Origin of the sequence: Pyxidicoccus sp. MSG2 (assembly GCF_026626705.1) — a bacterium.
In the GTDB taxonomy this organism is placed as follows: domain Bacteria; phylum Myxococcota; class Myxococcia; order Myxococcales; family Myxococcaceae; genus Myxococcus.
Map to the genome: position 1 here is coordinate 5,516,398 of NZ_JAPNKC010000001.1, position 22,654 is coordinate 5,539,051.

At 69.7% G+C, this 22,654-nt stretch carries 18 protein-coding genes; 6 read left to right on the plus strand and 12 right to left on the minus strand.

What is annotated here, in order from left to right; all coding sequences use genetic code 11:
- Positions 1–444: 444 nt before the first annotated feature.
- The 3 genes from epsF to mgtE all read left to right on the plus strand — a co-directional run bounded on the left by epsF (position 445) and on the right by mgtE (position 4,633).
- A complete protein-coding gene (gene epsF / locus OV427_RS21410; protein ID WP_267857996.1) occupies positions 445–2,007 on the plus strand; it encodes a response regulator EpsF in 1,563 nt (520 codons plus the stop codon).
- 66 nt (positions 2,008–2,073) lie between these two features.
- A complete protein-coding gene (locus OV427_RS21415; protein ID WP_267857997.1) occupies positions 2,074–3,132 on the plus strand; it encodes a cation diffusion facilitator family transporter in 1,059 nt (352 codons plus the stop codon).
- A gap of 181 nt (positions 3,133–3,313) precedes the next feature.
- Positions 3,314–4,633, plus strand: coding sequence for a magnesium transporter (gene mgtE, locus OV427_RS21420; RefSeq protein WP_267857998.1), 1,320 nt, complete (start codon positions 3,314–3,316; stop codon positions 4,631–4,633).
- Between the two features lie 3 nt (positions 4,634–4,636).
- On the opposite strand, the gene wzy is transcribed toward mgtE, so the two are convergent.
- Positions 4,637–6,229 carry an exopolysaccharide repeat unit polymerase gene (gene wzy, locus OV427_RS21425; protein WP_267857999.1) on the minus strand — a complete coding sequence of 531 codons (1,593 nt, stop codon included), beginning with the start codon at positions 6,227–6,229 and terminating at the stop codon, positions 4,637–4,639.
- 57 nt (positions 6,230–6,286) lie between these two features.
- Between wzy and epsH the strand changes: the two genes are divergently transcribed.
- Positions 6,287–7,594 (plus strand): exopolysaccharide biosynthesis glycosyltransferase EpsH, encoded by a 1,308-nt coding sequence (epsH, locus tag OV427_RS21430; RefSeq protein ID WP_267858000.1) that lies wholly within the window; start codon positions 6,287–6,289, stop codon positions 7,592–7,594.
- A 4-nt stretch (positions 7,595–7,598) separates the two neighbouring features.
- Here epsH and OV427_RS21435 read toward each other — a convergent pair whose 3' ends face one another.
- The 4 genes from OV427_RS21435 to OV427_RS21450 form a co-directional block, all read right to left on the minus strand.
- Positions 7,599–8,000 (minus strand): carboxypeptidase-like regulatory domain-containing protein, encoded by a 402-nt coding sequence (locus OV427_RS21435; RefSeq protein ID WP_267858001.1) that lies wholly within the window; start codon positions 7,998–8,000, stop codon positions 7,599–7,601.
- A gap of 93 nt (positions 8,001–8,093) precedes the next feature.
- Entirely contained in the window at positions 8,094–8,999 is a 906-nt protein-coding gene (locus tag OV427_RS21440) for a nucleotidyl transferase AbiEii/AbiGii toxin family protein (protein WP_267858002.1), read from the minus strand.
- Positions 8,996–9,580, minus strand: a complete 585-nt coding sequence (locus OV427_RS21445; RefSeq protein WP_267858003.1) for a type IV toxin-antitoxin system AbiEi family antitoxin domain-containing protein — start codon at positions 9,578–9,580, stop codon at positions 8,996–8,998. Before OV427_RS21445 ends, OV427_RS21440 begins: the two co-directional genes overlap by 4 nt.
- Positions 9,581–9,702: 122 nt before the next feature.
- Positions 9,703–11,838 carry a YfbK domain-containing protein gene (locus OV427_RS21450; RefSeq protein ID WP_267858004.1) on the minus strand — a complete coding sequence of 712 codons (2,136 nt, stop codon included), beginning with the start codon at positions 11,836–11,838 and terminating at the stop codon, positions 9,703–9,705.
- Positions 11,839–12,081: 243 nt separating this feature from the next.
- Between OV427_RS21450 and OV427_RS21455 the strand changes: the two genes are divergently transcribed.
- Complete coding sequence (locus OV427_RS21455) at positions 12,082–14,202, plus strand: hypothetical protein (RefSeq protein ID WP_267858005.1); 2,121 nt, start codon at positions 12,082–12,084, stop codon at positions 14,200–14,202.
- Complete coding sequence (locus tag OV427_RS21460; protein ID WP_267858006.1) at positions 14,190–15,668, plus strand: M48 family metallopeptidase; 1,479 nt, start codon at positions 14,190–14,192, stop codon at positions 15,666–15,668. The genes OV427_RS21455 and OV427_RS21460 overlap by 13 nt, the downstream gene beginning before the upstream one ends.
- Positions 15,669–15,737: 69 nt before the next feature.
- Here the strand turns inward: OV427_RS21460 and epsU are convergent, their stop codons facing one another.
- From epsU to wzx, 7 genes are read right to left on the minus strand one after another with little or no spacing between them, the layout of a single operon-like run.
- Positions 15,738–16,946 carry an exopolysaccharide biosynthesis GT2 family glycosyltransferase EpsU gene (gene epsU / locus OV427_RS21465; protein WP_267858007.1) on the minus strand — a complete coding sequence of 403 codons (1,209 nt, stop codon included), beginning with the start codon at positions 16,944–16,946 and terminating at the stop codon, positions 15,738–15,740.
- Positions 16,947–16,968: 22 nt separating this feature from the next.
- The gene (epsV, locus tag OV427_RS21470) at positions 16,969–18,483 is read right to left on the minus strand and encodes a PCP family exopolysaccharide biosynthesis protein EpsV (RefSeq protein ID WP_267863457.1); all 1,515 of its coding nucleotides are present in this window, start codon (positions 18,481–18,483) and stop codon (positions 16,969–16,971) included.
- A gap of 2 nt (positions 18,484–18,485) precedes the next feature.
- Complete coding sequence (epsW, locus tag OV427_RS21475) at positions 18,486–18,890, minus strand: exopolysaccharide biosynthesis response regulator EpsW (protein ID WP_267858008.1); 405 nt, start codon at positions 18,888–18,890, stop codon at positions 18,486–18,488.
- A 29-nt stretch (positions 18,891–18,919) separates the two neighbouring features.
- Entirely contained in the window at positions 18,920–19,096 is a 177-nt protein-coding gene (locus OV427_RS21480; protein ID WP_267858009.1) for a hypothetical protein, read from the minus strand.
- Positions 19,097–19,106: 10 nt separating this feature from the next.
- The gene (epsX, locus tag OV427_RS21485; protein ID WP_267858010.1) at positions 19,107–20,369 is read right to left on the minus strand and encodes an exopolysaccharide export protein EpsX; all 1,263 of its coding nucleotides are present in this window, start codon (positions 20,367–20,369) and stop codon (positions 19,107–19,109) included.
- Positions 20,370–20,372: 3 nt separating this feature from the next.
- Positions 20,373–21,008 (minus strand): exopolysaccharide export protein EpsY, encoded by a 636-nt coding sequence (gene epsY / locus OV427_RS21490; protein WP_267858011.1) that lies wholly within the window; start codon positions 21,006–21,008, stop codon positions 20,373–20,375.
- Positions 21,009–21,026: 18 nt separating this feature from the next.
- Positions 21,027–22,592, minus strand: coding sequence for an exopolysaccharide biosynthesis flippase (gene wzx / locus OV427_RS21495; RefSeq protein WP_267858012.1), 1,566 nt, complete (start codon positions 22,590–22,592; stop codon positions 21,027–21,029).
- Positions 22,593–22,654: the final 62 nt, after the last annotated feature.

A 22,654-nucleotide genomic window follows, 5' to 3' on the forward strand; every position in this document is an offset into this window, starting at 1 on the left:
CCGGCAATGGAGTGACACCTGAATCTTCGAGAGCACGGTGGGGAACGTTCATCGGGCAAGTGGCCGTGGCGAACGTGGCGCCGGACCGACGCAGGCCGGAGGCGGCCTCATTCCCATGACGTCTCGCCCAGGCGAGCCGGGGAACCCGTGACGCGCGGCCTGGACGCTTCCCCGCACGGTGGGTGCTGCCCCTCTTCGGCGTGCTCGCTCGGAGAAGGGGCCGCATTCCCGTGGAGCCTTCCTGCTCCCGGTGTGCGGCAGGCCCCGGCAGGACTGCCGGGATGCGGTCATGGACTGGCCCCACTCGGAGGCTGGCGTCATGATTGGGGGACCTGACCGGGCAGTCCTTCCCGCCTCGTCCGCCACCGGGCCGGAGTCTCGGGGGCCCGTTGTCGGGAGGTCCGGTGCTGATTACCGCGAGGGTTCAAAGCCAGAAAGGAGGCGATGTCGTTGGAAGGCTCCCAGCAGCTCACCGCGAGTGCCTCCGTCCGGGCCGCGCCGTCTCCCACGAGCATCCTCATGGTCGACGACCACGAGGCGAACCTGCTCGCCCTGGAGGCCATCCTGGAGCCGCTCGGTCAGCGGCTGGTGAGGGCGACCTCGGGCCCCGAGGCCCTGCGGTGGCTGTTGCGCGAGGACTTCGCCCTCCTGTTGCTCGACGTGCAGATGCCGGGGATGGACGGCTTCGAGACGGCGCGCCTCATCCGCCAGCGGCAGCGCACGCGCTACACGCCCATCATCTTCCTCACCGCGCACAGCCGCGACGAGGCGCACCTGGTGCACGGCTACGCGACGGGCGCGGCGGACTACGTGGTGAAGCCCTTCAACCCGGACGTGCTGCGCTGGAAGGTGGAGGCCTTCGTCGCGCTGTACCGCCAGCAGCAGCGCCTGCAGGCGCAGGAGGCGGCGCTGTGGGAGCGTGAGCGGCACGTCCTGGAGCGCCAGAGCGAGCAGCGCTTCCGGCGGCTGGTGGACTCGATGCCGCAGCTCGTCTGGGCGCTGCTGGTGGACGGCACCATCAGCTACGCCAACCGGGGGTGGCTGGAGTACGCGGGGCTGACGCCTCAGCAGGCGCGGCGGCTCGAGGAGATGCGGCGCTTCATGCATCCGGAGGACCTGCCGCGCGTCCAGGACGCCTGGTCGGCGTCGCTGCGCACGGGGCAGCCGCTGGAGGCGGAGTACCGGCTGCGGCGGGCGAAGGACGGCGAGTACCGCTGGTTCCTGGGCCGCACGCTGCCCGAGCGGGACGAGGAGGGCCAGCTCGTCGGGTGGATAGCCACGGCGACGGACATCGACGACGCGCGGCGGGCGGTGGAGGTGCTGCGGGCGGCCAGCGAGGCCAAGGACATGTTCCTCACCATGGCGGCGCACGAGCTGCGCACGCCGCTGCAGGCGGCGCGGAGCTATGCGCACCTGGCGAAGGTGAAGGCGGGGCCGGAGGTGGAGCCGGCGGTGGACAAGGCGCTGCGAGGCATCCACCGCAGCGTCAATCGCATGGCGAGCGTGGTGGAGAACCTGCTGGACGTGGGGTGGCTCCAGCGGGGCGAGCTGAGCCTGGAGCCCGGTGAGGTGGACCTGGGGCTGCTGCTGCGCGAGGTGGTGGAGCACTTCCAGCCGCTGCCGGAGGAGTACCGCATCGACGTGGAGGCGCCGGAGTCGCTGGTGCTGCGGGGAGACCGGGAGCGGCTGGACCAGGTGTTCACCAACCTGGTGGCCAATGCGCTGCGCTACTCCCCCGGGGGTGGGCCGGTGCGGCTCACGGTGCGCGAGGAGCCGGGGCAGGTGCACGTGGAGGTGATGGACCGGGGGCTGGGGATTCCGGCGGGGCAGTTGGAGCGCATCTTCGAGCGCTTCAGCCGCGCGCACGGAATCTCCTACGGGGGGCTGGGGCTGGGGCTGGCGATTTCGCGAGGCATCGTCGCGCGCCATGGCGGGCGCATCTGGGCGGAGTCCTCCGGCCGCGAGGGCGAGGGCAGCACGTTCCACGTCGTGCTGCCGAGGGGCTGAGCGCGGGGGCTGGCTTCACCCCTGCGTGGTACCCTGGGCCCCCACTTTCCACCCGACAGCAGGTCCATGGCCGCGCCCGCCTCGTCCCTCACGTCCGTCCTCGTCGCGCTGAGCGGCAACACGCTCGTCACCGTCGTGAAGTTCCTCGCCTTCCTGCTGTCCGGCTCGGGGGCGATGCTGTCGGAGGCCATCCACTCGGCGGCCGACACGGGCAACCAGGTGCTGCTGTTCCTGGGGCTCAAGCGCGGCTCGCGCGAGCGCGACGCGGCCTTCCACTACGGCTACGGCGGGGAGCGCTTCATCTTCGGCATCCTGTCCGCGTCGGGCATCTTCTTCGTGGGCTGCGGCGTCACCGTCTACCACGGCATCCAGTCGCTCCTGCACCCGCACACGCCCGAGATTGGCCCCAGCACCTTCGCGGTGCTGGGCTTCTCCTTCCTCATCGAGGGCGGAGTGCTCGTCTTCGCCGTGCGCTCCACGCTGAAGGCCGCGGCCGGCCAGCCCTTCTTCCGCTACGTGCGCGAGAAGGCGGACCCCGCGACGGTGGCCATCCTCCTGGAGGACGGCGCGGCGGTGCTCGGGCTCGTGCTGGCCACGGTGGGCATCAGTCTCGCGTACTTCACCAGCAACCCCGTCTGGGACGCGACGGCGTCCATCATCGTGGGGCTGCTGCTGGGCCTGATTGCCATCTACCTCGTGGTGGAGAACCGCGCGCTGCTGCTCGGCCGCGCGGTGCCCGAGGAGACCGAGCTCCGCTTCGTGAACGTGGTGCGCGCGCGCGGCAGCGTGGCGGACATCCACGACGTGAAGACGCGGCAACTCACCCCGGAGACCTTCGTGTTCAAGGCGGAGGTGCGCTTCAGTGAGGCCTTCGTCGCCGCGAGGCTCGCCGAGGCGCTGCCGGTGTCGGCCCTGCCCGCGTCCGGTGAGGCGCGCACCCACGCCCTGAGCGGCGTGGCCGCATTCCTCATCCGCGCGCTGAGCGAGGAAATCGACGCCATCGAGGCCGACGTGCGCCGGGCCATCCCCGAGGCGAAGCACATCGACCTGGAGCTGGAGCACCTGCTCGTGCCCGGCGCCGTGGCCGCGCCCGCCCCCGTGCGCGGCGTGGTGGCCGTGCCCTGAAGCAGGGGCAGCCCCGCCTGCCTGCTCGCTGCTCCAACGACTCCACCCGTCCGCACGGTCCGTCCCCATCAGGACACAGCGAGTCCGCACGGCGCGAAACGGTTCCCTCCCGGTGCCTCCCGTGCTTGAAGGCGCCACATGCGCAGGCGTTGCCCGGCCGCGCGGGTGGAGGGAGGCGACCTTGAGTCCCGAGACGGAGCCCATCCTCGAAGACGAGCTGCGGGACGCGTGGGCGGTGCTGTCACCCCGCGACAGGGTGGAGGGCTTCCGCCTGCTGCCCCCCGCGAGCGTGGATGATTTCTTCCTCTCCCTGTCCTCGCAGGAGCAGGCCGGGCTGCTGCTGGCGCTGCTGCCCGGGGAGAGGCGCACGTGGATGCGGGTGCTCGCGCCCGACGACGCGGCGGACGTCATCCAGTACCTGCCTCCGGACGAGCGCGGCACCTTCCTCGGCCTGCTCGACGACACCTCCCGCCGCGAGGTGCAGGCGCTGCTGGCCTACGCGGAGGACGCCGCGGGCGGGTTGATGAACCCCCGCTTCGTGCGCGTGCGGCCGGAGTCGAGCATCGACGAGGCGCTCAGCTACCTGCGCAAGCAGGCCCGCGAGAAGGTGGAGACCGTCTACTACGGCTATGTGCAGGACGCGGAGCAGCACCTGCTGGGCGTGGTCTCCCTGCGCCAGCTCTTCCAGGCCGCGCCGGGCAAGGTGGTGCGGGACGTGATGCGCACGGACCTCGTCACCGTGACGGAGGAGACGCACCAGGAGGAGGTGGGCCGCCTCTTCGCGGAGCACGGCCTCGCGGCCATCCCCGTCATGGACGCCCAGGGGCACATGAAGGGCATCGTCACCGTGGACGACATCGTCAGCGTCGTCCAGGAGGAGGCCACCGAGGACATCCAGAAGGTCGGTGGCATGGAGGCGCTCGACGCGCCCTACTTCGAGGTGGGCTTCGTCGCCATGCTCAAGAAGCGCGCTGGCTGGCTGCTGGTGCTCTTCGTGTCGGAGATGCTCACCGCCACCGCCATGTCCCGCTACGAGGCGGAGATTGCCCGCGCCGTCGTCCTCAGCCTCTTCGTGCCGCTCATCATCTCCTCGGGAGGCAACGCGGGCAGCCAGGCCTCCACGCTCATCATCCGCTCGCTGGCGCTGGCCGAGGTGCGCCTCAAGGACTGGTGGCGTGTCATGCGGCGCGAGGTGTTGTCCGGGCTCGCGCTCGGCGGAGTGCTGGGCGTGGTGGGCCTGATACGCATCCTGGTGTGGCAGTCCCTCTTCCACAGCTACGGCGAGCACGCCACGCGGGTGGCCATCACCGTCGGCGTGTCCGTGCTGGGCGTGGTGATGTGGGGGACGCTGTCCGGCTCCATGCTGCCGTTCATCCTGCGGCGGCTGGGCTTCGACCCGGCGAGCGCCTCCGCGCCCTTCGTGGCCACCCTCGTGGACGTCAGCGGGCTGGTCATCTACTTCACCACCGCCGAGGTCGTCCTCCGCGGCACGCTGCTCTAGCGCTCACGACGCCTTGTGGGTGCCGGACGCCGCCGCGGCCCCTTCCGGGTTCGGGAAGGAGATGGCGCCGGGCGGCGGAACGGGGGCGGACGGCGACAGCGAGAGCAGCGTGCTGTTCGGCATGGGCCACGCCCCCGACAGCACGGCCAGCTTGCCCGCCATGGCCACGCAGACCGAGATGTGGAACGTGCAGATGTACGAGATGATGCCCATGTCTCCGAACACCTGATTGATGTACGCGGCCGTGATGCCCACGATGATGAGCGCGCACGCACGGTCCTCGGAGACGGGACTCCGGTGGTACGCGCGCACGGCCAGGTACACGGTGACCACGAGGTACAGCCACACGCCCGTGTAGCCGAGCATCCCTCCGAAGGCGAACAGCCCCAGCAGCGAGTCGTGGGGGTGGAAGCGGTACTGCGGGAAGACGAAGGCGATGTCCGGCAGCGGCACCGGCAGCAGGAACTCGTGGCCGTACCCCGTGCCCAGGAGGGGGAACTGGGCCCAGGTGGCAATCAGGTCCAGGTTCTCGATGTCCCGGTAGTCCAGGTTGCCCTCGCCGCCCTGGCCTTCAATCAGCGACTTGATGGTGTCCACCGGCCCGAAGATGCCCGTGGGCCGGTTCCACCCCACCGCGATGTAGACGATGAGGAACGGAGCGATGAACGGCAACGTCCGCACGAGGAAGCGCTTGAGCGGCGTCCACGGGTTGATGAGGAAGGCGGCCAGCAGGCAGCCCACGAGGCTGACGTAGGCCAGGCGCCGGTCATTGAAAATCATCCCCGTGACGATGATGGCGATGACGGCCAGGCCCCGGATGATGTGCGCCGCCTTGGGTTGCTCGATGAAGCGGATGAACACCACCAGCATGCAGAAGATGAACGTCATCGAGTCCGAGTGGGACGTCGTGTACTCCACGAAGATGCCCAGGGCGGGGATGATGACGAGCGCGAAGTAGCTGCCCACCAGCGCCTTGGTGATGCCGGCGGCGATGACGATTTTCGCGATGATGGGCCAGTCCTGCGGCCCGCGCAGGGCGTAGTGATACATGGCCACGATGAACGGCATCATCGCGGCCTGGTGCCACTGCCAGAGCGATTGCTTGAAGTCCCCGCCCCGGACGACGCCGCGCACTTCCATGAACAAGAGGGCGATGAGTGACAGCGCCGTCACGGCGATGAGCGGCCGGGGCATGGGCGGCGTCGGCGGGTCGATTTTGGACCCCACCACCTTCCGGTACATGGCCAGCCCCATCAGCCCGACGATGAGCACGTCGATGAGGGGGAAGCGCAGGGCTCCAATCTTGGTGATGTAGCTGAGCTGGGCGAACAGCAGCTCCCCGAGGGGGTACAGCGGGGACTCCCAGAGGCCGGACTGGGGGCGCTCGGCGACGTAGTCCACGGCCAGCGTCAGGTACGTCACCACGAAGACGGGGTAGCGGACGGGTACCTTGAGGATGACCCACACCACGGCGACGCCCAGCACGGGGGCCAGGGCGACGATGGGGTGGATGATGCCCCCTCCCACGGTGGCCAGCACCAGGAAGCCGAGGAGCGCGAGGTAGCGCAGGTAGGGTGGGCGCTCGGGGGAGTACATCGTGGGCGGCAGGAGGCTACATCTGGAGGTCGGGTTGGGATAGATGAAGCGGCACGTATGCCTGCTTCCCGTCCTCGCGTCCTTTTGATTGCCGAGCTGTGCAACCCCGACTGGGTGAGCGTCCCGCTGGAAGGGTGGTCGCTCTACCGCGCGCTGACCGAGGTGGCGGACGTCCACCTCGTCACCCACGTGCGCAACCGGGAGAACATCCTCAAGCAGGGGGTGCAGGAGGGCGCGGGCTTTACAGCCTTGGACTCGACGCCGGTGGAGAAGCCGCTCGACAAGGTGGGGCAGCTCTTGCGCGGCAGCGCGGGCGTGGGCTGGACGACGGCCACGGCGCTGAGCGCGTTGCCGTACTACTACTTCGAGGAGGTGCTCTGGCAGCGCTTCGGCGCACGCATCCAGGCGAAGGAGTTCGACCTGGTGCACCGCTACACGCCCATCAGCCCCACCACGCCGAGCACGCTGGCGGCGCGCTGCAAGGCGGCCGGGGTGCCCTTCCTGATGGGGCCGATGAACGGCGGCCTGCCGTGGCCCAAGGGCTTTGGCGGCGCGCGGCGGCGGGAGAAGGAGTGGCTCAGCTACGTGCGTGACATCTACAAGCTGATGCCCTTCTACAAGTCCACGCGGGAGAACGCGTCGGCCATCCTGACGGGCTCGCGGGCGACGCGGGGGCAGGTGGCGGAGAAGTGGCAGTCGAAGACGGTGTACATCCCGGAGAACGCCATCGACACGCGGCGCTTCGGCTCGGCGAAGTCGGAGGGCCCGGTGGAGTTGCCGCTGCGGGTGGCCTTCGTGGGGCGCTTCGTGCCGTACAAGGGCATGGCCATGCTGATGGAGGCGGCGGCGCCGCTCATCCGCGAGGGCAAGGTGGTGCTGGAGTACATCGGCGACGGGCAGGAGATGCCGAACCTGAAGGCGCAGGCGGCGCGGGAGGGGATTGAGGCGGGGGTGACGTTCGCCGGGTGGGTGAAGCACCAGGAGCTGCAGGGGCGGCTGGCGAAGAACCACGTCTTCGGCTTCCCGAGCGTGCGCGAGTTCGGCGGCGCGGTGGTGTGCGAGGCGATGGCGCTGGGGCTGGTTCCGATTGTGATGGACTACGGCGGGCCGGGAGAAATCGTGAGCCCGGCGACGGGCTTCGCGATTCAGATGGGGACGCCGGAGGAAATCGTGGTGCGGGTGCGCGAGGTGCTGGCGAAGCTGGCGGCGGACCCGTCCGTCATCCGCCCCATGGGTGAGCGCGCCCGGGAGCGCGTCTTCAAGTACTTCACGTGGAAGGCGAAGGCCGAGCAGGTGCTGGAGGTGTACCGCTGGCTGCTCAACGAGCGCGGGCAGCCGGACTGGGGCATGCCGCTGGCGGACTGAGGCGTCAGCGCCGGTTCACGACGGGCTCGGACTCGGTGACGGGCGGACGCGCGAGCAGCTCCACTCTCGCGCGCACGGTGCGGGCGGGGCGGAGCTGGATGTCCGGCCGCTGGTAGAGCTCGTAGTCGGGGTGCTCGAAGCGCAGGGTGTACATGCCCGGGGGGAGCAGGGGCATGCGGAAGTTGCCGTGCTCATCGGTCAGGGTGGCGCGCTCGATGTGCAGGTTCGGCGAGAAGGCAATCACGACCACGTCCGAGGCGGGCTTCCGCGTCTTCACGTCGATGACGGTGCCGATGAACATGCCCGTGCGGGTGTCGGGCTGCGCGGGCGCCTCGGACTGGGCGAGCACGGGCACGGCGAAGAGGAGCAGGAGGCTGCACAGCACGTAGGGGGCGGAGAGCTTCATGGTGGAGCACCTCGGTGGAGCGAGAGGTGTCCATGATTCCTGCGACGCGCCCCGCGAGCTTCATGCGGGGCTCGTGTCTTCATCACGGTTCCATCACGGGCGAGGCCGCCAGCACCACGAGCCGGGCTCCCAGTGCAGGTCGTGGTCTCCCGCGAGCACCGGGTCGAGGAAGGCCCGCACCACCGTGGTGACCTCTTGGAGTGTCTTCCAGGGGAGGGCGTTCTCGTGTGCCAGGTCCGCGTACGGCTGGAGCCACGTATCGGGCGGGGATGGTGTTGAGGCCGGAAGCGGGTGCGTGTCGCGGATGCCAAAGGTCTCCGCGAGGGCGGCCTGAATCCGGGATGCCTCCAGCACTCCGACGCCGGCAAGCAACGCGAGGTCTGGCAGGTCCTTCACACGCGAGTTCGGGCGCGAGCGTGGAAGCGTATAGGCGTGGAGCTTCTCCGCGATGTGTGCCGCCACCGGGTAGAGACGTACTCGAGGCGGCGCGACTCCCGCAAAGCCGAGCACGTCCGGTGCGACGATGAACTCGGGCTCATCCAGGCGCGGGTCGTCGAGCACCACGTCGACGCCGAAGACCTCGCCATAGCGTTTCTCCGCAAGTTGGCATTCGGCACGAAAGCGGAAGCCCTCGTGCTTCATGCCCTCATTCTGGAGCTCGGGGTGGTTCGCATCGGAGTGCACCTCGAACTGCATGAAGTCACCCAGCTCGAGCTGCCCCGCCGTCTGGAGCCGTGTGAGCAGTCCCGCCGGCGTGCCGGTGAGGCGCAGGTCGACGTCCTTGGTGGCTCGTGCACGCTCGATTCGGAGCTCCAACACCAGTCCGCCCTTCAGCGTCACGGCATCGCCGAAGACTTGACCGACACGCGCGAGAAAGCGCTCGAACACGAGCCGTTGGCGGCGGCGGACGAGCTCCTGCCCGTCCCGCGATGCGGACCGCAGGCGTTGCTCCAGGGCCTGCTTGAACGCGACTGGGGACGCATATCCGCGCGCCGTCACGCAGGGACCAGGTAGGGCTTCAGTACCTGTTCCACGTCCTGGACATCCGACCGGGCGACCTTGCCCCGGTGCAGCGCCTGGTGGAAGGCCTGGAGCAGGAACTCGGGCGATAGATGCGTGGCGGCACAGTCGCTCAAGGTCCGGCGGGTCGTGGTCATGGGCACCGAGCCCCACCAGGTCCGGTCGGCCTTTGGAAGGTCGGCGTAGTGAAGGATGACGCCGGAAGGGACGCGAAGCCGTCGTTTCTTCCAGGCCAGGGGCAGGGTCATGTGGACGCGTGAAGGCAGCACGTCCGACAGCCCCTGCATGGAGAGTGCCGTCACGTGGGAGAAGACGCCCTGGTGCTCCGACCAGAGCCACAGGGTGACGTACTCCTCATCCTCGGCCAGCGGGTAGTGCACCAATCGGTACACCCCTCTCTGAACCCGGACGATGCGCTTGATCCGCACGTAGTGGACCAGCAACTGGGGCGAGTACCCCGCCTCCGCCGCCTGCTTCGTCGTGAAGAGGCCCGCCTGCGCCACGGCGAACTCGAAGAGCCGGTCCCAGCTGGGTCCATGTCGTACCTGCTCGCTCTCCACGCACAAAACTTAAAAACCATTTTAGTTTCGTGCAAGGAACCACCCTCGACTCGCACGAAACTAAAACCACATTTTAGTTTTGTGCAGACCCAGGCAGGGGCAGTTGCCCACCTGCTCCCACCTCAAGGAACCGTGGGCACCCGGTCGAAGTCCATGGTGCTCACGGGGGCGAAGCGCTCGAACCGGTCCTCGCGCCGGTCCAGGGCGCCGGCCTTGCGGATCAGCGCCCCCAGCTCCGTCACATCCGCCCGGCCCTTCAGCGGCTGGCCAACCTCTTCCCACAGCGACACCAGCCCGTCCCAGGTCAGCGGCCGCGCCCAGTACGAGCCGCGGAGCTTCTCCGCGAATGCCGCCGCCACGTACGACAGCCGCGTGGGCGGAGCGGCCCGGCCATACGCCGTGCGCACCAGCGATGACGGCAGCGGCTTCTCCATCAACTTCGAGTCCCCACCCTCCGGCGCCTTGTAGCGGATGCGCAGCGTGCCGAAGGACTCGGAGGGCTCGCGCAGCTTCACCTCGTACAGCGCGGTGACGGCGTGCCCCGCGCCCACCTCGCCCGCGTCCACGCGGTCATCCGCGAACTGCTCCTTCGTCAGCAGCCGATTCTCATAGCCAAGCAGCCGGTAGCTCACGACGGCCTTCGGGTCGAACTCCACCTGCAGCTTCACGTCCTTCGCCACCACCTGCAGTGTCCCCGTGAGGTTCTGCACGAAGATGCGCCGCGCCTCCTCCAGCCGGTCCACGTACGCGTAGTTCCCCTCGCCCACGTGCGACAGCCGCTCCATCAGCACGTCGTTGTAGTTCCCCATCCCGAAGCCCACCGTGGACAGCGTGATTCCCCGCGACGCGTGCTCCTTCACCCGCGCCCAGATGCCATCCGCGTCGGTGATGCCGTTGTTCGCCACCCCGTCCGAGCAGAGGATGACGCGGTTGATGCTCCCCTTCACCACGTGCTTCGCCGCGAGCGCGTAGCCCAGCTCCAGCCCCTGCTGCGCATTCGTGGAGCCCTCGCTCGACACGCTGTCGATGGCGCTCAGCAGCTTCTGCTTCTGTGTCGCATTCGTCGGCCCGAGCACCAGGCGCGCCTCGGAGCCATAGACGACGATGGACACCCTGTCTCGCTCGTCCAGCGCGTCCACCAGCAGCCGCAGCGCCCGCTTCACCAGTCCGAGCCGCTCCTCACCCTCCATGGAGCCAGACACGTCGATGACGAAGACGAGGTGGCTCGGCTTGCGCTCCGCGCGGCTCACCTCGCGCGCCTTCACGCCGATGTGCACCACCTGGTAGCCCTTGCGCGCCGGGGACGGGAAGCCCTCCACGTGGACGCTGAAGGGCGCGTCCGGCTCCGCCGCGTAGCCGTAGTCGAAGCTGTTGATGAACTCCTCCACGCGCACGGCCTGCTCGTCTGGCAGGGCCCCGCGCTCCAGGTACGCGCGCGTCAGCGTGTACGCGGCCGTGTCCGTGTCCACGGAGAACGTGGAGAAGCGCTCCTCCTCCGCCGTCACCTTCGGGTTCACCCCGTACCCCTTGAAGTACATGTCGAAGAAGGAGCCCTCCTTGGGCGGCGCGGTGTGCTCGGACGCGCGAACCCGGGACGCGGGTGCGGAAGGGAAGCCCGTCACCTGGGGGCTCGCGTTGATGCCGAAGGCGGGCTCGGACGTGGACAGTCCATCCACCACGTAGCCATTCTCGGGCGAGGTCGCGCCGTTGATGGACACGCCGTAGCTGTCCGCCTGGGCGCCAGGCGCCACTTCGGCCAGGGACTCGAAGGCGTGGGCCGCGCCGACATTGCCGCCCGGACGGGCCACGGCGATGCGCTTGATGAACTCCTGATCCACGTTGACGCCCGTGGTCGTGGAGCCCACGTCGATGGTCGGCGGGCCACCCATGAGCCCGATGACCTCACCGAGCGACTCGGGGAGCAGCTCCACATTCACACGGATGGTGCGGTTGGGACGCAACTGGACGTTTTCGCGCGCGTACGTCTTGTGCTCCTCCACCTCGAATCGGAGCGTGTAGACGCCCGGCGGGAGCCGCGGAATCCGGTAGTTGCCCTGCGCGTCGGTGACCGCGACCTGCTCGTCCTGGAGATTGGGAGAGGTCGCGGTGACGACGACGCCAGGAAGAGGCAGTCGCGCCTGTACTTCGACGACGGTACCGATGATGACGCTGGAGCCCGTACCGGCATCCGGCTGGGCCACGGCGGGTGCGGCCATCATCAGGAGACCGCAGAGCAGGCTGCGAGAGAGGGATTGCATCGGTGCCACCTCGGTGAATCGGGAGGTGGCCATATTCCGGAAGACGCCCGCCGCGTTCCGCACGAGGCGCTCCGCGCTTCATCACGGTTCCATCATGCGGGTAGTCCGCGAATTGCAGGACACGGCGTCTGGCCTCGCGGGGAGGGGGGCTCCTCAAGAGGGCCTGCTTTGTGGGTAGTCTGTCGTTGGGTGCCGGCGGCGCCGTACGCGCGCCAGGGAATCAGCAGACAGAGAGTGTCAGTGATGATGATTGAAGACCCATCGGGGCTGCTCCAGCGCATTCCGGAGCTGCGGGCGTTGTGCGAGGACGCGAAGGTGCGCCGGGCGGTGGAGCGCGGCGACCCGTTCAAGGTGTACCGGGCGCTCATGTGGGCGCGATGGCTCGGGAGGCTGCGCTCGCACCGTGAGGTGCTCGACACGTTGCTGCGCCGTCGCCGCCTCTTCGCGCGGCCGCTCAAGGGCAAGAGCCTCTTCCTCGGCACCCTCAACGGCTTCGGCGCCACCATGCTGGGCGACGCGGAGCCGGACCCGCACGACGGTACCTCCATCGCGACGCACGCGCTGGTCGCGCTCTTCGTGCTCCCACTGCTCCCGCTGGGCGCCTACGTGGTGCGTCCGGGCGAGGGCAGCGGCCCGATGAGCCGTTCCTGGACGTTCTTCGCGCGCGTGCCGCTGGGGACGCTGCCGTGGATGTGGAGCCGCGCGGTGGCGCTCTCCGTCATCGCCCTGGTGGCCACCGGCGCGGCGCGGGCCTTCCATGCCTCGCTCTACCGCGACGTGTACGTGGCCAACGGCTTCGAGGAGCCCTTGACTGTCACTCTGGGTGGCACGACGCAGGAGGTGCCCTCGCGCCAGGTGGCCACCATCACCGTGCCCATGGGCACGCAGCCGGTGCACGCCGTCACGCGCGGCGGCGCGGAAGTGGACGCGACGGAGCTGAACGTCACGTCGCATCCGGGCGTGCTGGCGTGGAACATCGCGGGCGCCATGCCGCTCTACCTGGCGCGGGTGGTCTACTCCGAGCGGTCCAATCCGGACGCGAGCGGGGAGAAGCCGACGGTGTTCTGCGGGCAGCGCGTCGTCGAATTGGGCGAGGTGGACTACGTCTTCAAGGAGCCGCCCGACACGCTCAGCATCCCGAAGGGCAGCAGCCATGTCGCGCGCAGCCAGCTGGGCATCGCGATGCCGGAGGAGCCCCCGCTCCAGGTGTGCTTCAAGTACCTGGCGCAGAATGACAAGCTGGGCCAGGCGCTGCCCTTCACCGAGGCGGAGGCCCGTATGTCGGGGTGGGCCGGGGAGCAGGCATCGCTTGCGTTCCAGGCGGCGATTGCCGCGGGCCCGCCGGAGGCCGCACGGGTCGCGAAGGCGTGGCGGGATGCGCGCCCGGACGACTCCGACAACCACCGCACGTACCAGTGGGCCGCCCAGCGCAATGGCCAGCTCGAGGCCATCACCGCCGAGTACGCCGAGCGCGCCGGGGCGGCGCCGGACTCGCCGACCGCCCAGTACCTCCATGCCCGCCTGCTGCGCGGCGCCGAGGGCCTGCGCGCCATGGAGCAGCACGTCGCGCGCTTCCCGAAGGACGCCAACCTCCTGCGGGCGGTGACCCATGGCCGCTACCTCGCCGGGGACTGGGAGGGAACGACGCGAAGCTTTTCGCAGCTGCGCGCCGAGAATGAGAAGGATGCGGCGGAGGTCCTCGGAGCACAGACGACCGCGCTCGTGGCGCTCGGGCGTTCGGAGGAGGCGCTCGAGCTGCTGAAGCAGTTCTTCAAGTCCGACCATCCTCGCACGCGGGCCACGAGCGCCGAGCTCTACGCGCTCGTCACGGCGCACATGGGCCAGGGCCATCCTGACGCGCTCGTCGCCGCGCTCGAGAGTGAGGGCAAGGACGAAGGCGAGGAGTTCGACTGGCTGCGGGTGCGTGCCGGCCTGCCGGTGAAGGCAGAGCCCGAACAGCCCGGCACCCGGTTGATGCAGCTGATTGGGAAGGACCCGAAGGCGGCGCTGGCGGTGGCTCCGCGCGTGGCGATGTACGAGCTCATCAGGCTCTCCGGAGAGGCCTGGGCGCTGGCCTATGGCGAGGCGGTGCGCACCGGGGCCGCGGACAGTGAGCGCGCCCTCGCCGGCGCCCCGTTCCTCCAGCCCGAGGACCTGGATGGGTTCCGGCGCTTCATCCGCGGGGAGAGCGGCTCGCTGGACATGAGCGAGCTGACGCCGGACCTCCGCGCGGCGGCGTACTTCCTTCGCTCGCGCAACGCGGTGCTGCCAGAGGGTGAGCGCAAGCGGTTGGTGGAGCAGGCTCGACGGGAGGACTGGCTCCACGGGCCGGTCAGCGAGGCGATTTCGTCATGGAGTCCGTGAATCCTCCGGGCATGGCCCGGCGCGCCGCGCTGACGGTGGTCCTCTGGGCGGGCTTCTGGCTGCTGGGGCTCGCCGTCGCGGGGGCGCTGCTCTGGGTGCCTGTCGCCGAGGCGCGCTACACCGGCTCCATGGGGCTCGCCGGCATCATGGCGGCCCTGGGTGCGGTGACGGTGCTGTGGGCGCTGCGCCCGCGAGGCTGGTTCAGCCGTCAGAACAACGACGCGAAGCCCCTGTCGCGCGAGGAGTTCCCCGAGCTGTTCAAGCTGCTCGACCAGGTGGCCACGCGGGCGCACACGGCCGCGCCGCGCAAGGTGTACCTGTCGGGTGAGGCCACGGCCTTCATCGGCATGGAGCGGCGCTGGCTGGGCCTCAAGCGCGAACCGGTGGTGGGCATCGGCCTGCCGCTGTTCGCCTTCCTGGACCGCGAGGAGCTGGCCTCCGTCCTGGCGCACGAGTACGGCCACCAGACGGGCGGCGACCTCTCGCTGGGGCCGTGGGTGTACCGCACGCGCAGGTCCATTGCCCTGGCGGTGGACTCGCTGGAGGACTCGGCCTTCTTTCTGGACGTGCCCTTCCAGCTCTACGGGCGGTTCTTCCTGCGCATGTCGGGCACGGTGTCCCGGCAGCAGGAGCTGGCGGCGGATGCGCTCGCGGCGTCGGTCTGCGGGCCCCGCCCCACGGCCGAGGCCCTGCGCAAGGTGCATGCGCTGGCGCCCCTGTGGGGCGCGTACTTCGCGCATGAATTGGTGCCCCTCTTCGAGCAGCGCGTGCGCGTGCCGATGCTGGAGGGATTCCGCCGCTTCGTGGCCGAGGAGCGCCGCCGCCGCGACGTGGAGGAGGGCCTGCGCGAGGTGCTGGAGCGGCCGCCCTCTCCGTGGGACTCGCACCCGCCGCTGGAGGAGCGGCTGCGCGGGCTGGGGCGCGGCGGGGACTCCGGAGCCGCGACGCCCTCGCTGCCGCTGAGTGGGAGTCTGGAGCTGCTCGGGGGCGAGCAGGCAGCGGAGGAGGCGTGGTTCGAGCGCGCCGTCAGCGAGGGGCTGGTGGCGCTGCGGTGGGAGGAGCTGCCGGAGAAGGTACTCGTGCCGGACCTGCAGAAGCAGTGGGCGGGCTCGGCCATCGACCCGAGCCGCATGTCGCTGCGCGACCTGCCGGGGCTGCTGAAGGAGGGCGGGGCGCTCTGGCAGCGTATCCGTCCTCCGGGCATCGAGCTGCTGTCACCGGAGGGACAGCGCCAGCGCGTGCGTCAGTTGCTGGTGGGGTGGCTCGGCTCGGCGCTCGTGCACCGGGGCTTCACTCCCGAGCTGCGTCCCGGTGCATATCTGCGCATGACCTGCGACGACGTCTCGGTGGAGCCGCAGGCCATCGTCGAGCGGCTGGCGACGGGCGCGCTCACCGAGGAGCAGTACCTGGAGGCCTGCGAGGTGCTGGAGTCGGCCTCGCAGCAGCGCGCGGCGGCGGCGGGGTAGCGCGCCCCCGCGACACTCCGGAGTACGCGCCGCCGCGGCCTGCACGGCGTGGCGGCGCGGACGGGCCCTTCAGCGGCGCTCGGCCTCGCGCGTGGTGCGCACCCACTCGCCGCGCTTCTCCGCGCCGGGGCCGCGCAGCATGAGGCCCACCTTCCACACCACGTAGACGGGCGCCCAGGCCAGGTCCAGCAGGCCGCGCGGGCCCACGCCGGACACCCACCAGCCGCGCAGCACGTACGCGCCCAGCGACGCCAGGCCGAAGCCCGCCACGCTCGATGCCAGCACCGCCGTGCCCCCGGACAGCCACGCCACCACCGCCGCGGCCACCGCGCCGCCCACCGCGGCCAGCACCAACTGGCTCAGCGGCGGCACCAGCACGTCCATGGACAAGTCGAACAGCAGCCCGCTGCGCTGCTTCAGGGCCTCGCTCAACAGCGGCCACCCGTGCAGCTTGCGCATCTGCCGGCGCCCGCCCTCCCAGCGCTGGCGCTGCGAGCGGCTCTGCTTCTCGCCGGACACCATCTCCCCGAGCACCTCGGCCTCCCACGCGTAGTGCACGCGGTGGCCCTTCTTGCCCAGGCGGATGCCGTACTCCAGGTCCTCCACCACGCTGAAGGCGTCATGCGGCACCTCGCGCAGCACCGCGTGCGTGAAGCACATGCCGTTGCCGCGCAGGCCGCAGGACACGCCCAGCGCCTCACGGCCCAGCGAGCGCACCTTGTGGAACATGCCCAGCGCGATGGTAATCAGCCGCGTGCGCCACGACGCCGTCGGGTTCATCACGCCGTAGTGCGCCTGTGCCGCGTGCGCGCCCTGCTCCAGCCGGGCCGCGTACGCGTGCAGCAGGTTGGGGGACACCACCGTGTCCGCGTCCACCACCACCACCGCGTCCGCGAAGCCGTCCTTCTGGCTGAACTCGAAGGCGTACGCCAGGGCGTAGCCCTTGCCGCGCTTCTCCGTGTCGTGCCGCTCCAGCACCGTGGCGCCCGCCTCGCGCGCCTTCTGGGCCGTCGCGTCCGAGCAGTTGTCCGCCACCACGAGGATGCGCCGCAGGGCGGCGGGGTAGTCCACCGCGGACAGGTTCGCCACCGTCCGGGCGATGCCCAGCTCCTCGTTGTGCGACGGAATCACCACGTCGAACTTCCGCGTGGGCGCCGGAGGCACCGGTGCCGTCCGTCGCCACGACAGCAGCGTCAACAGCAGCAGATAACCGCAGGCCACCGCCACCGGCAGCAGCCCCACACACAGCGCCAGGTCCACCCAGGTCCACACCGTCACGACTGTCTCCCCCGAGGGCGTGTTAGCGCCGCTCCAGCTGCGCGAGCACCGGCAGCTTCAGCAAACGTTCCACCTGCCACCGCTCCAGAATCCGCCGGCGGATGATGTCCAGCGCCACCGCCGCGAAGATGCCCAGCGCAATCCCGCCCACCACGCCCGCGGCGACGATGAGCTGCACCTTCGGCTTGGACGGCTTCTCCGGGAAGGTGGGCGGCGCCAGCACGCTGAAGCGGTGCTTCATGGACGCGCGCGAAATCTCCAGCTCCGTCCTCGACTGGTCCAGCCGCCGCATCTTCTCCCCGTACCGGGCCACCAGCATGCGGATGCGGTCCGTCGCCACCGACACCTCCGGGTTGTCCCCGATGGACGGGCCCATCGGCCCCGTGGCCAGTCCCGTCGTGGAGAGGCCCGACTCCAGCTCCGCCGGGTTGCCGCCGTTGCGCATGTACTCGTTGATGAGCTCGGTCAGCTCCGAGCGCAGCGCCACCAGCTGCGGCGAGTCCTCCGTGAGCGCGACGATGCGCTGCTCGATGTCCGTAATCTGCGGGTGCTGCGGCGAGTACATGACGCGCGCCTCGGAGAGCTGGTTGCGCAGCTCCGTCAGCCGCCTCGCGCGGAACTCCTCCACGTCGCTGATGGCCCGGCGCTTCGTCTGAATCATGAAGCGCATCTGCGCCAGCATGTGGTCCGTGTTGATGAGCCCGCCGTTCGCCGCGGGGAGGCTCTTCTTGCCGGACTTCTCCTCCTCCTTCTTGCGCTTGAGCTCGAGGCGCTTCACCGTCGCCTCCCAATCCGCGACGGCCTTCTTCACCCCCTCCGCTTCCTCCACCACCTGCTTCTCCAGGATGGTGATGGCCTCCTGCACCGCGCCCATCTCCGCCGCCTGGCGCATGTCGAGGAAGTTCTTCTGCGCCGCCTCCACGATGTTCAGCGCGAGCTGCGGGTCCGCCCAGTCCACGCCGATGGTGACGGTGCCGCTGCCGCCCTCCACACCGACAATCAGCGCCTGCTCCAGCATGGCGATGAGCGCGTCCTCCTTGGCCTTGTCCTCCATGGGCGCGGGCGGCTTCTTCGTCACCTTCTCCTTCAGCCGGGAGACGGGCGAGCGCATCAGCTCCCAGTACTCCACGAGCTTCGCGTTGTGGACGATGGTCTTCAGGCTGTCGTACTTCATGATCATCTCCCACGCGGAGCGCGTGGGCTGGTCCGCGTCCACGGGGATGGAGCGCCCGGGGTTGGCCAGCGAGGCGATGATGAAGTTGCGCTGCGTCAGCAACCGCGTTTCGACGTGGTACTTGCGCGGCATGATCTTGCTCACGCCCACGCCCATCGCGGACACCAGGCCCATCACCACCAGGGCGAGGAACCAGTGCCGCAGGATGGAGTTCTTCAGGTAGCCCACCGAGTCGATGAGCATTCCCCAGTCGATGAGGTCCGCGGGCGCGTAGGTCTCCGGGCGCTCCGGAACGAACATCGGGTGGGGAGGCGGCACCGCCTGCGGCTGCGGGCGCGGCCCGGAAGGCCCGGGCGCGGACATCGTCACGACTTCCTCCTCGGCCCGTAGCCCTTCATCACCTGCTGCACGCGCCGGGTGAACTCCTCCTGCGTGAAGGGCTTGCCCAGATAGCCGTTGGCACCCGCCTCCTCGGCGTGGGCCTTGTCCTCGGGCAAATCACGCGCGCTCACCACCAGCACCGGCACGTCCTTCATCGCCGGGGTGCGGCGGATGACTTCACACAGGTCGTAGCCGGAGATGTCCGGCAGCGTCAGGTCCAGGCACACCAGGTCCGGGCACGAGGCGGTCTCCAGGTGCTTGAGCGCCGCGCGGCCGCTGGGCAGCTCCACCACCTCCTCGAAACCCATGTCCCGCAGGTAGTCGCCCAGCATCTTCCGGAAGAAGGGGGCGTCCTCCACCAGGAAAACGGTCTGCAGTTGAGGCTCCATCCGTCGTCAGCCTTTCTTCGGAAACTCGCTCAGCCGAACCCGAGCCTCGGCACCCAGACGAGGACGCCGTACGTGTATGCCGCGTTGAAGAGGACGATCCACAGGATGGCCTTCTTCAACCCCCGCACGGGGTGCGGGTCCCTCGCCGCAATCGCCGGCAGGGTGATGGTCATGAAGAGCACGGACATCAGGATGAGCTTCGCCATGTCTCAGCCCTCAGAGGATACCAGTTTGCCGTACGGACAGGCCCAGCGAGGCCGCCCAGTTCAGGCGGGCCGCTGGCAGCTCGGGCGAGCGGCTCCACGTACTCCGCGTATCGGCATCCACAGACACCCATCTTGTGAGAAACCACGAGGCTGACACGCCGCCGTTGATGATGCGGTCCCCGGTGGCCCCGCCCACGGCGAAGGCGGTGCCGGCCGTGCTGGACACCCGCACGCGCGGCCCCAGCATCCAGCTGCCCGTCAGGGTGAGGTCGGCCCTCGGGTACACCCTACCTGTCAGGCGGTCCACGAAGGGCGTGATGCGCGTGCCGAGACTGCCGTTGAAGTCCGCCGTGCGAGAGGGGATGTGGTGGCCCACCGAGAAGGTGAGGTTGGGCAGGAGCTCCAGGCGGGGCACCTCCGTGGCGGGCCCACCCACCGGGTCTTCTGGCGGGTCCTCCTCGCCCGTCGGCGCCTCCTGGGAGTTCACCACGCTCACGCCCGCGCCCGCCTGCAGGGACGTGCGCCTGCTTATCCGCCGGCCCCAGCCCTCCGTCAGCGTCACCACCGTGTTGTTGGCGCCAGTGGAGAAGCGCGAGTGGTTCACCGAGACGGACGTGGTGATGGCGCTCAGCGAGGACAGCGCGTGGCTCAGCGACACGTCGAAGCGCGGGCCGTACTGCATGGGCACCGCCTCGCGCGCGGGTCCGTCCAGACCGCCGCTGATGGAGAAGCCGGTGGAGCCGCCCAGCTGCCAGCCCCGACCCAGCCAGCTGGTGTTGGCCGTCAGCGTCGTCGAGGAGGACAGGAAGTAGACGGTGTCCGCCTCCGGCAGCGGCTGCAGCGGGCCGCCGCCCTCGGGAGGCCGCAGCGGGCCGTCGGGGTCCGAGCCGTCGCCGTCCGGCAGCGGCAGTGCGTCCGTGGTGAAGAGGTTGACGGCGCCCAGCGTGAATTCCTGGCTCAGGCGCAGGGACAGGCCGCGCTCCGGGCGCCAGTCCGCCGCGAGCCGGCCGCTGTGCTGGATTTCGGTGCGCGGCTGCGCGGTGATTTCGCGCAGGCTGATGCGCGGGACATAGTCCAGCAGGAGGGCCACGTTGCCGTCGCGCATCGCCAGGCCCAGGGTGGGGACGATGTCCGTGTCCCCGGCGATGCTGGGGGCGTCCTCGGCCGGGTCCTCGTTGGAGCGCACCCGCGAGTCGACCCGCGCCGCCACGTCGTAGGTGACGGAGGCGGCGGACACCTCGAGCAGCGCGGCGGTGAGCGCGGCCCCCAGCACGGGCTACTCCACCACGACGACGTCGCCGGGATGCAGGCGGAAGGTCGGGGCCTTCCCCTCGGCGCGGATGAGGTCCTCGTAGCGGAAGCGGATGCGCACCGGGACGCCGTCCTCCTGCCGCATGACGAAGACGCGGTCCTTGTGGGCGTACTCGGTGAAGCCGCCCGCGCCGGCCAGCGCCTGGAGGAGGCTTGCGCCCGTCTCGATTTCCAGCGGACCGACGTTGGTGATTTCCCCCACCATGGTCACCTTGATGGGGCGTGCCTGCTCCAGCGCCACCGTGACGACGGGGTGGTTGATGTAGTCCTTCAGCCGCGTGGAGATTTGCTGCGACAGCATGGCGGGCGAGTGCCCGGCCGCCTCCACGTCGTCCAGGAAGAGCAGGCTGATGCGCCCGTCGTCACGCACGCGGGCCTGCGTGGTGAGCGCCTCCTGGTTCCACACGCGGATGTTGAGCAGGTCTCCGGCGGCAATGCGGTAGCTCGCGTCCGGCGGGGGTGGCTTCTCCTGGTACTCGTCCACCCAGGTGTACTTGCCCAGCCCGCTACAGCCGGAGGCCACGAGCAGCAGCGCGGCGCAGGCGAGCGCGCGAAGCGGGAGGCGCGAGGAGGGCGGGGACTGGCGGGGCGCGGACGGCATATGCGGCGAAGGTCTCCTCTAGGGGGCCGGTGAGATGGACACGGCGGGGACTGCTTCCGCCTCCGGCGCGGGGTTGCCACGGCGGCGCGCCACGCGCACCACCTCCAGGACCTCGGCGGGACGTACCGCCCCGGTGGCGAGCACGCCAACCACGTAGAGCACCGCCTCGATTCCCAACCGCACCCACGGATTCAGCGAGGCGAAGACGGTCTGGTCCGCCACGGCGATGGCGACGCACACCGCCGCCGTCTTCCCAATCATGGTGAGCAGGCGGGCGTCGAAGGCCGCGCTCTTCATGCGGCCCATCAGGCTGATGGTGACGAGCACCTCCATCAGCAGAATCGCCAGCGCGGTGCCCGCGGCGCCGCCGCCAGCCCCCAGCGCCGAGTGCATCATCGGTATCAGCACCAGGTTGAGCACGGGGATGATGAGCAGGCTGCCGGTGACGTTGGTGATGGTCACCCACCACTCGCGGTTCGTCATGGTGAGCCACATGCCGGCGTTCATCGTCACGAAGGCGAGCACGAACAGCGGCGACATCAGCCGCAGCGCCAGGGCGGACGGGCCGAACTTGCCACCCAGCAGGCCCACCCACAGCGGCGCGCCCAGGACGATGAGCATCATCAGGGGCACGGTGATGGCGAGGGTGCCCTCCAGCGCGCGGCGGATGAGCCGGGTGAGCTCCGCCTCGGAGCGCTCGGCCGCGCGCGACGCCAGCGGCATCAGCACCCAACTGAAGACGGGGTTGAGGAAGAAGGTGAGGCCCGCGATGTTCCACGCGGCGCCGTAGTAGCCCACCTCTTCGTGGGAGGCCTTCAGGCCCAGAATCATCACGTCCAGGCGCCCGTTGGTGGCCAGGGCCGCGCCGGTGATGAAGAAGGGCAGGCTCTTGCGCAGCACCGTCCACGTGGCGGGCAGGTCCACCTTGAAGGTGAGCCCCATGTGCTGCTTCGCCAGGTACCAGCCCACGCCCAGCTTCACGGCTTCCGACGCCACCAGCGACGCGGCGAACCAGGGCAGCGACAGCTTCAGCACGACGGCCAGGAACAGGCCGCCGCCCCACACCAGCTTGGTGACGACGTTGGAGATGGACAGCCCCGCCACCTTGCCCTTGGCGTGCAGCAGCGCGGCCATGGACGCGTTCAACATGATGAGCGACTGCGCCACCGCGGAGACGTAGACGAGCTGCCGCACCTCCGGCGAGTGGTTGTCGTGCGCCATGACGAACGCGAGCGCGCCCATCAGCACCGCCGTGAGGCCCATGCGCAGCAGCAGCGTGGCGCCGAAGAAGTCGCTGGCGTGCTCCGGCCGGCGCGTGACCTCCTTGCGGATGTACATCTCCAGGCCCAGGTGCGTGGCCACGAAGAAGACGGCGGAGAAGCTGTCGGCCCAGTTGAAGCTGCCGAAGCGCTCCACGCCCATCTGCTTGGGCAGCAGGAAGCGCACGCCCATGGCGATGACGTACGTCACCAGCAGCGAGCCGCCGAGCTGCAGCCCGTTGCGGACCGCGCCCATCGTCTCGTGCGAGGACGCGGAGTCACGCCCCTCGGCGTCCTGCGGAATGGATTGGCTGGGACTGTTCACGGTGGATTCTCGGGCCCCCCGGCCCTGAGCCGGTCCTACCCGGATGCATAGAAGACGAGCGG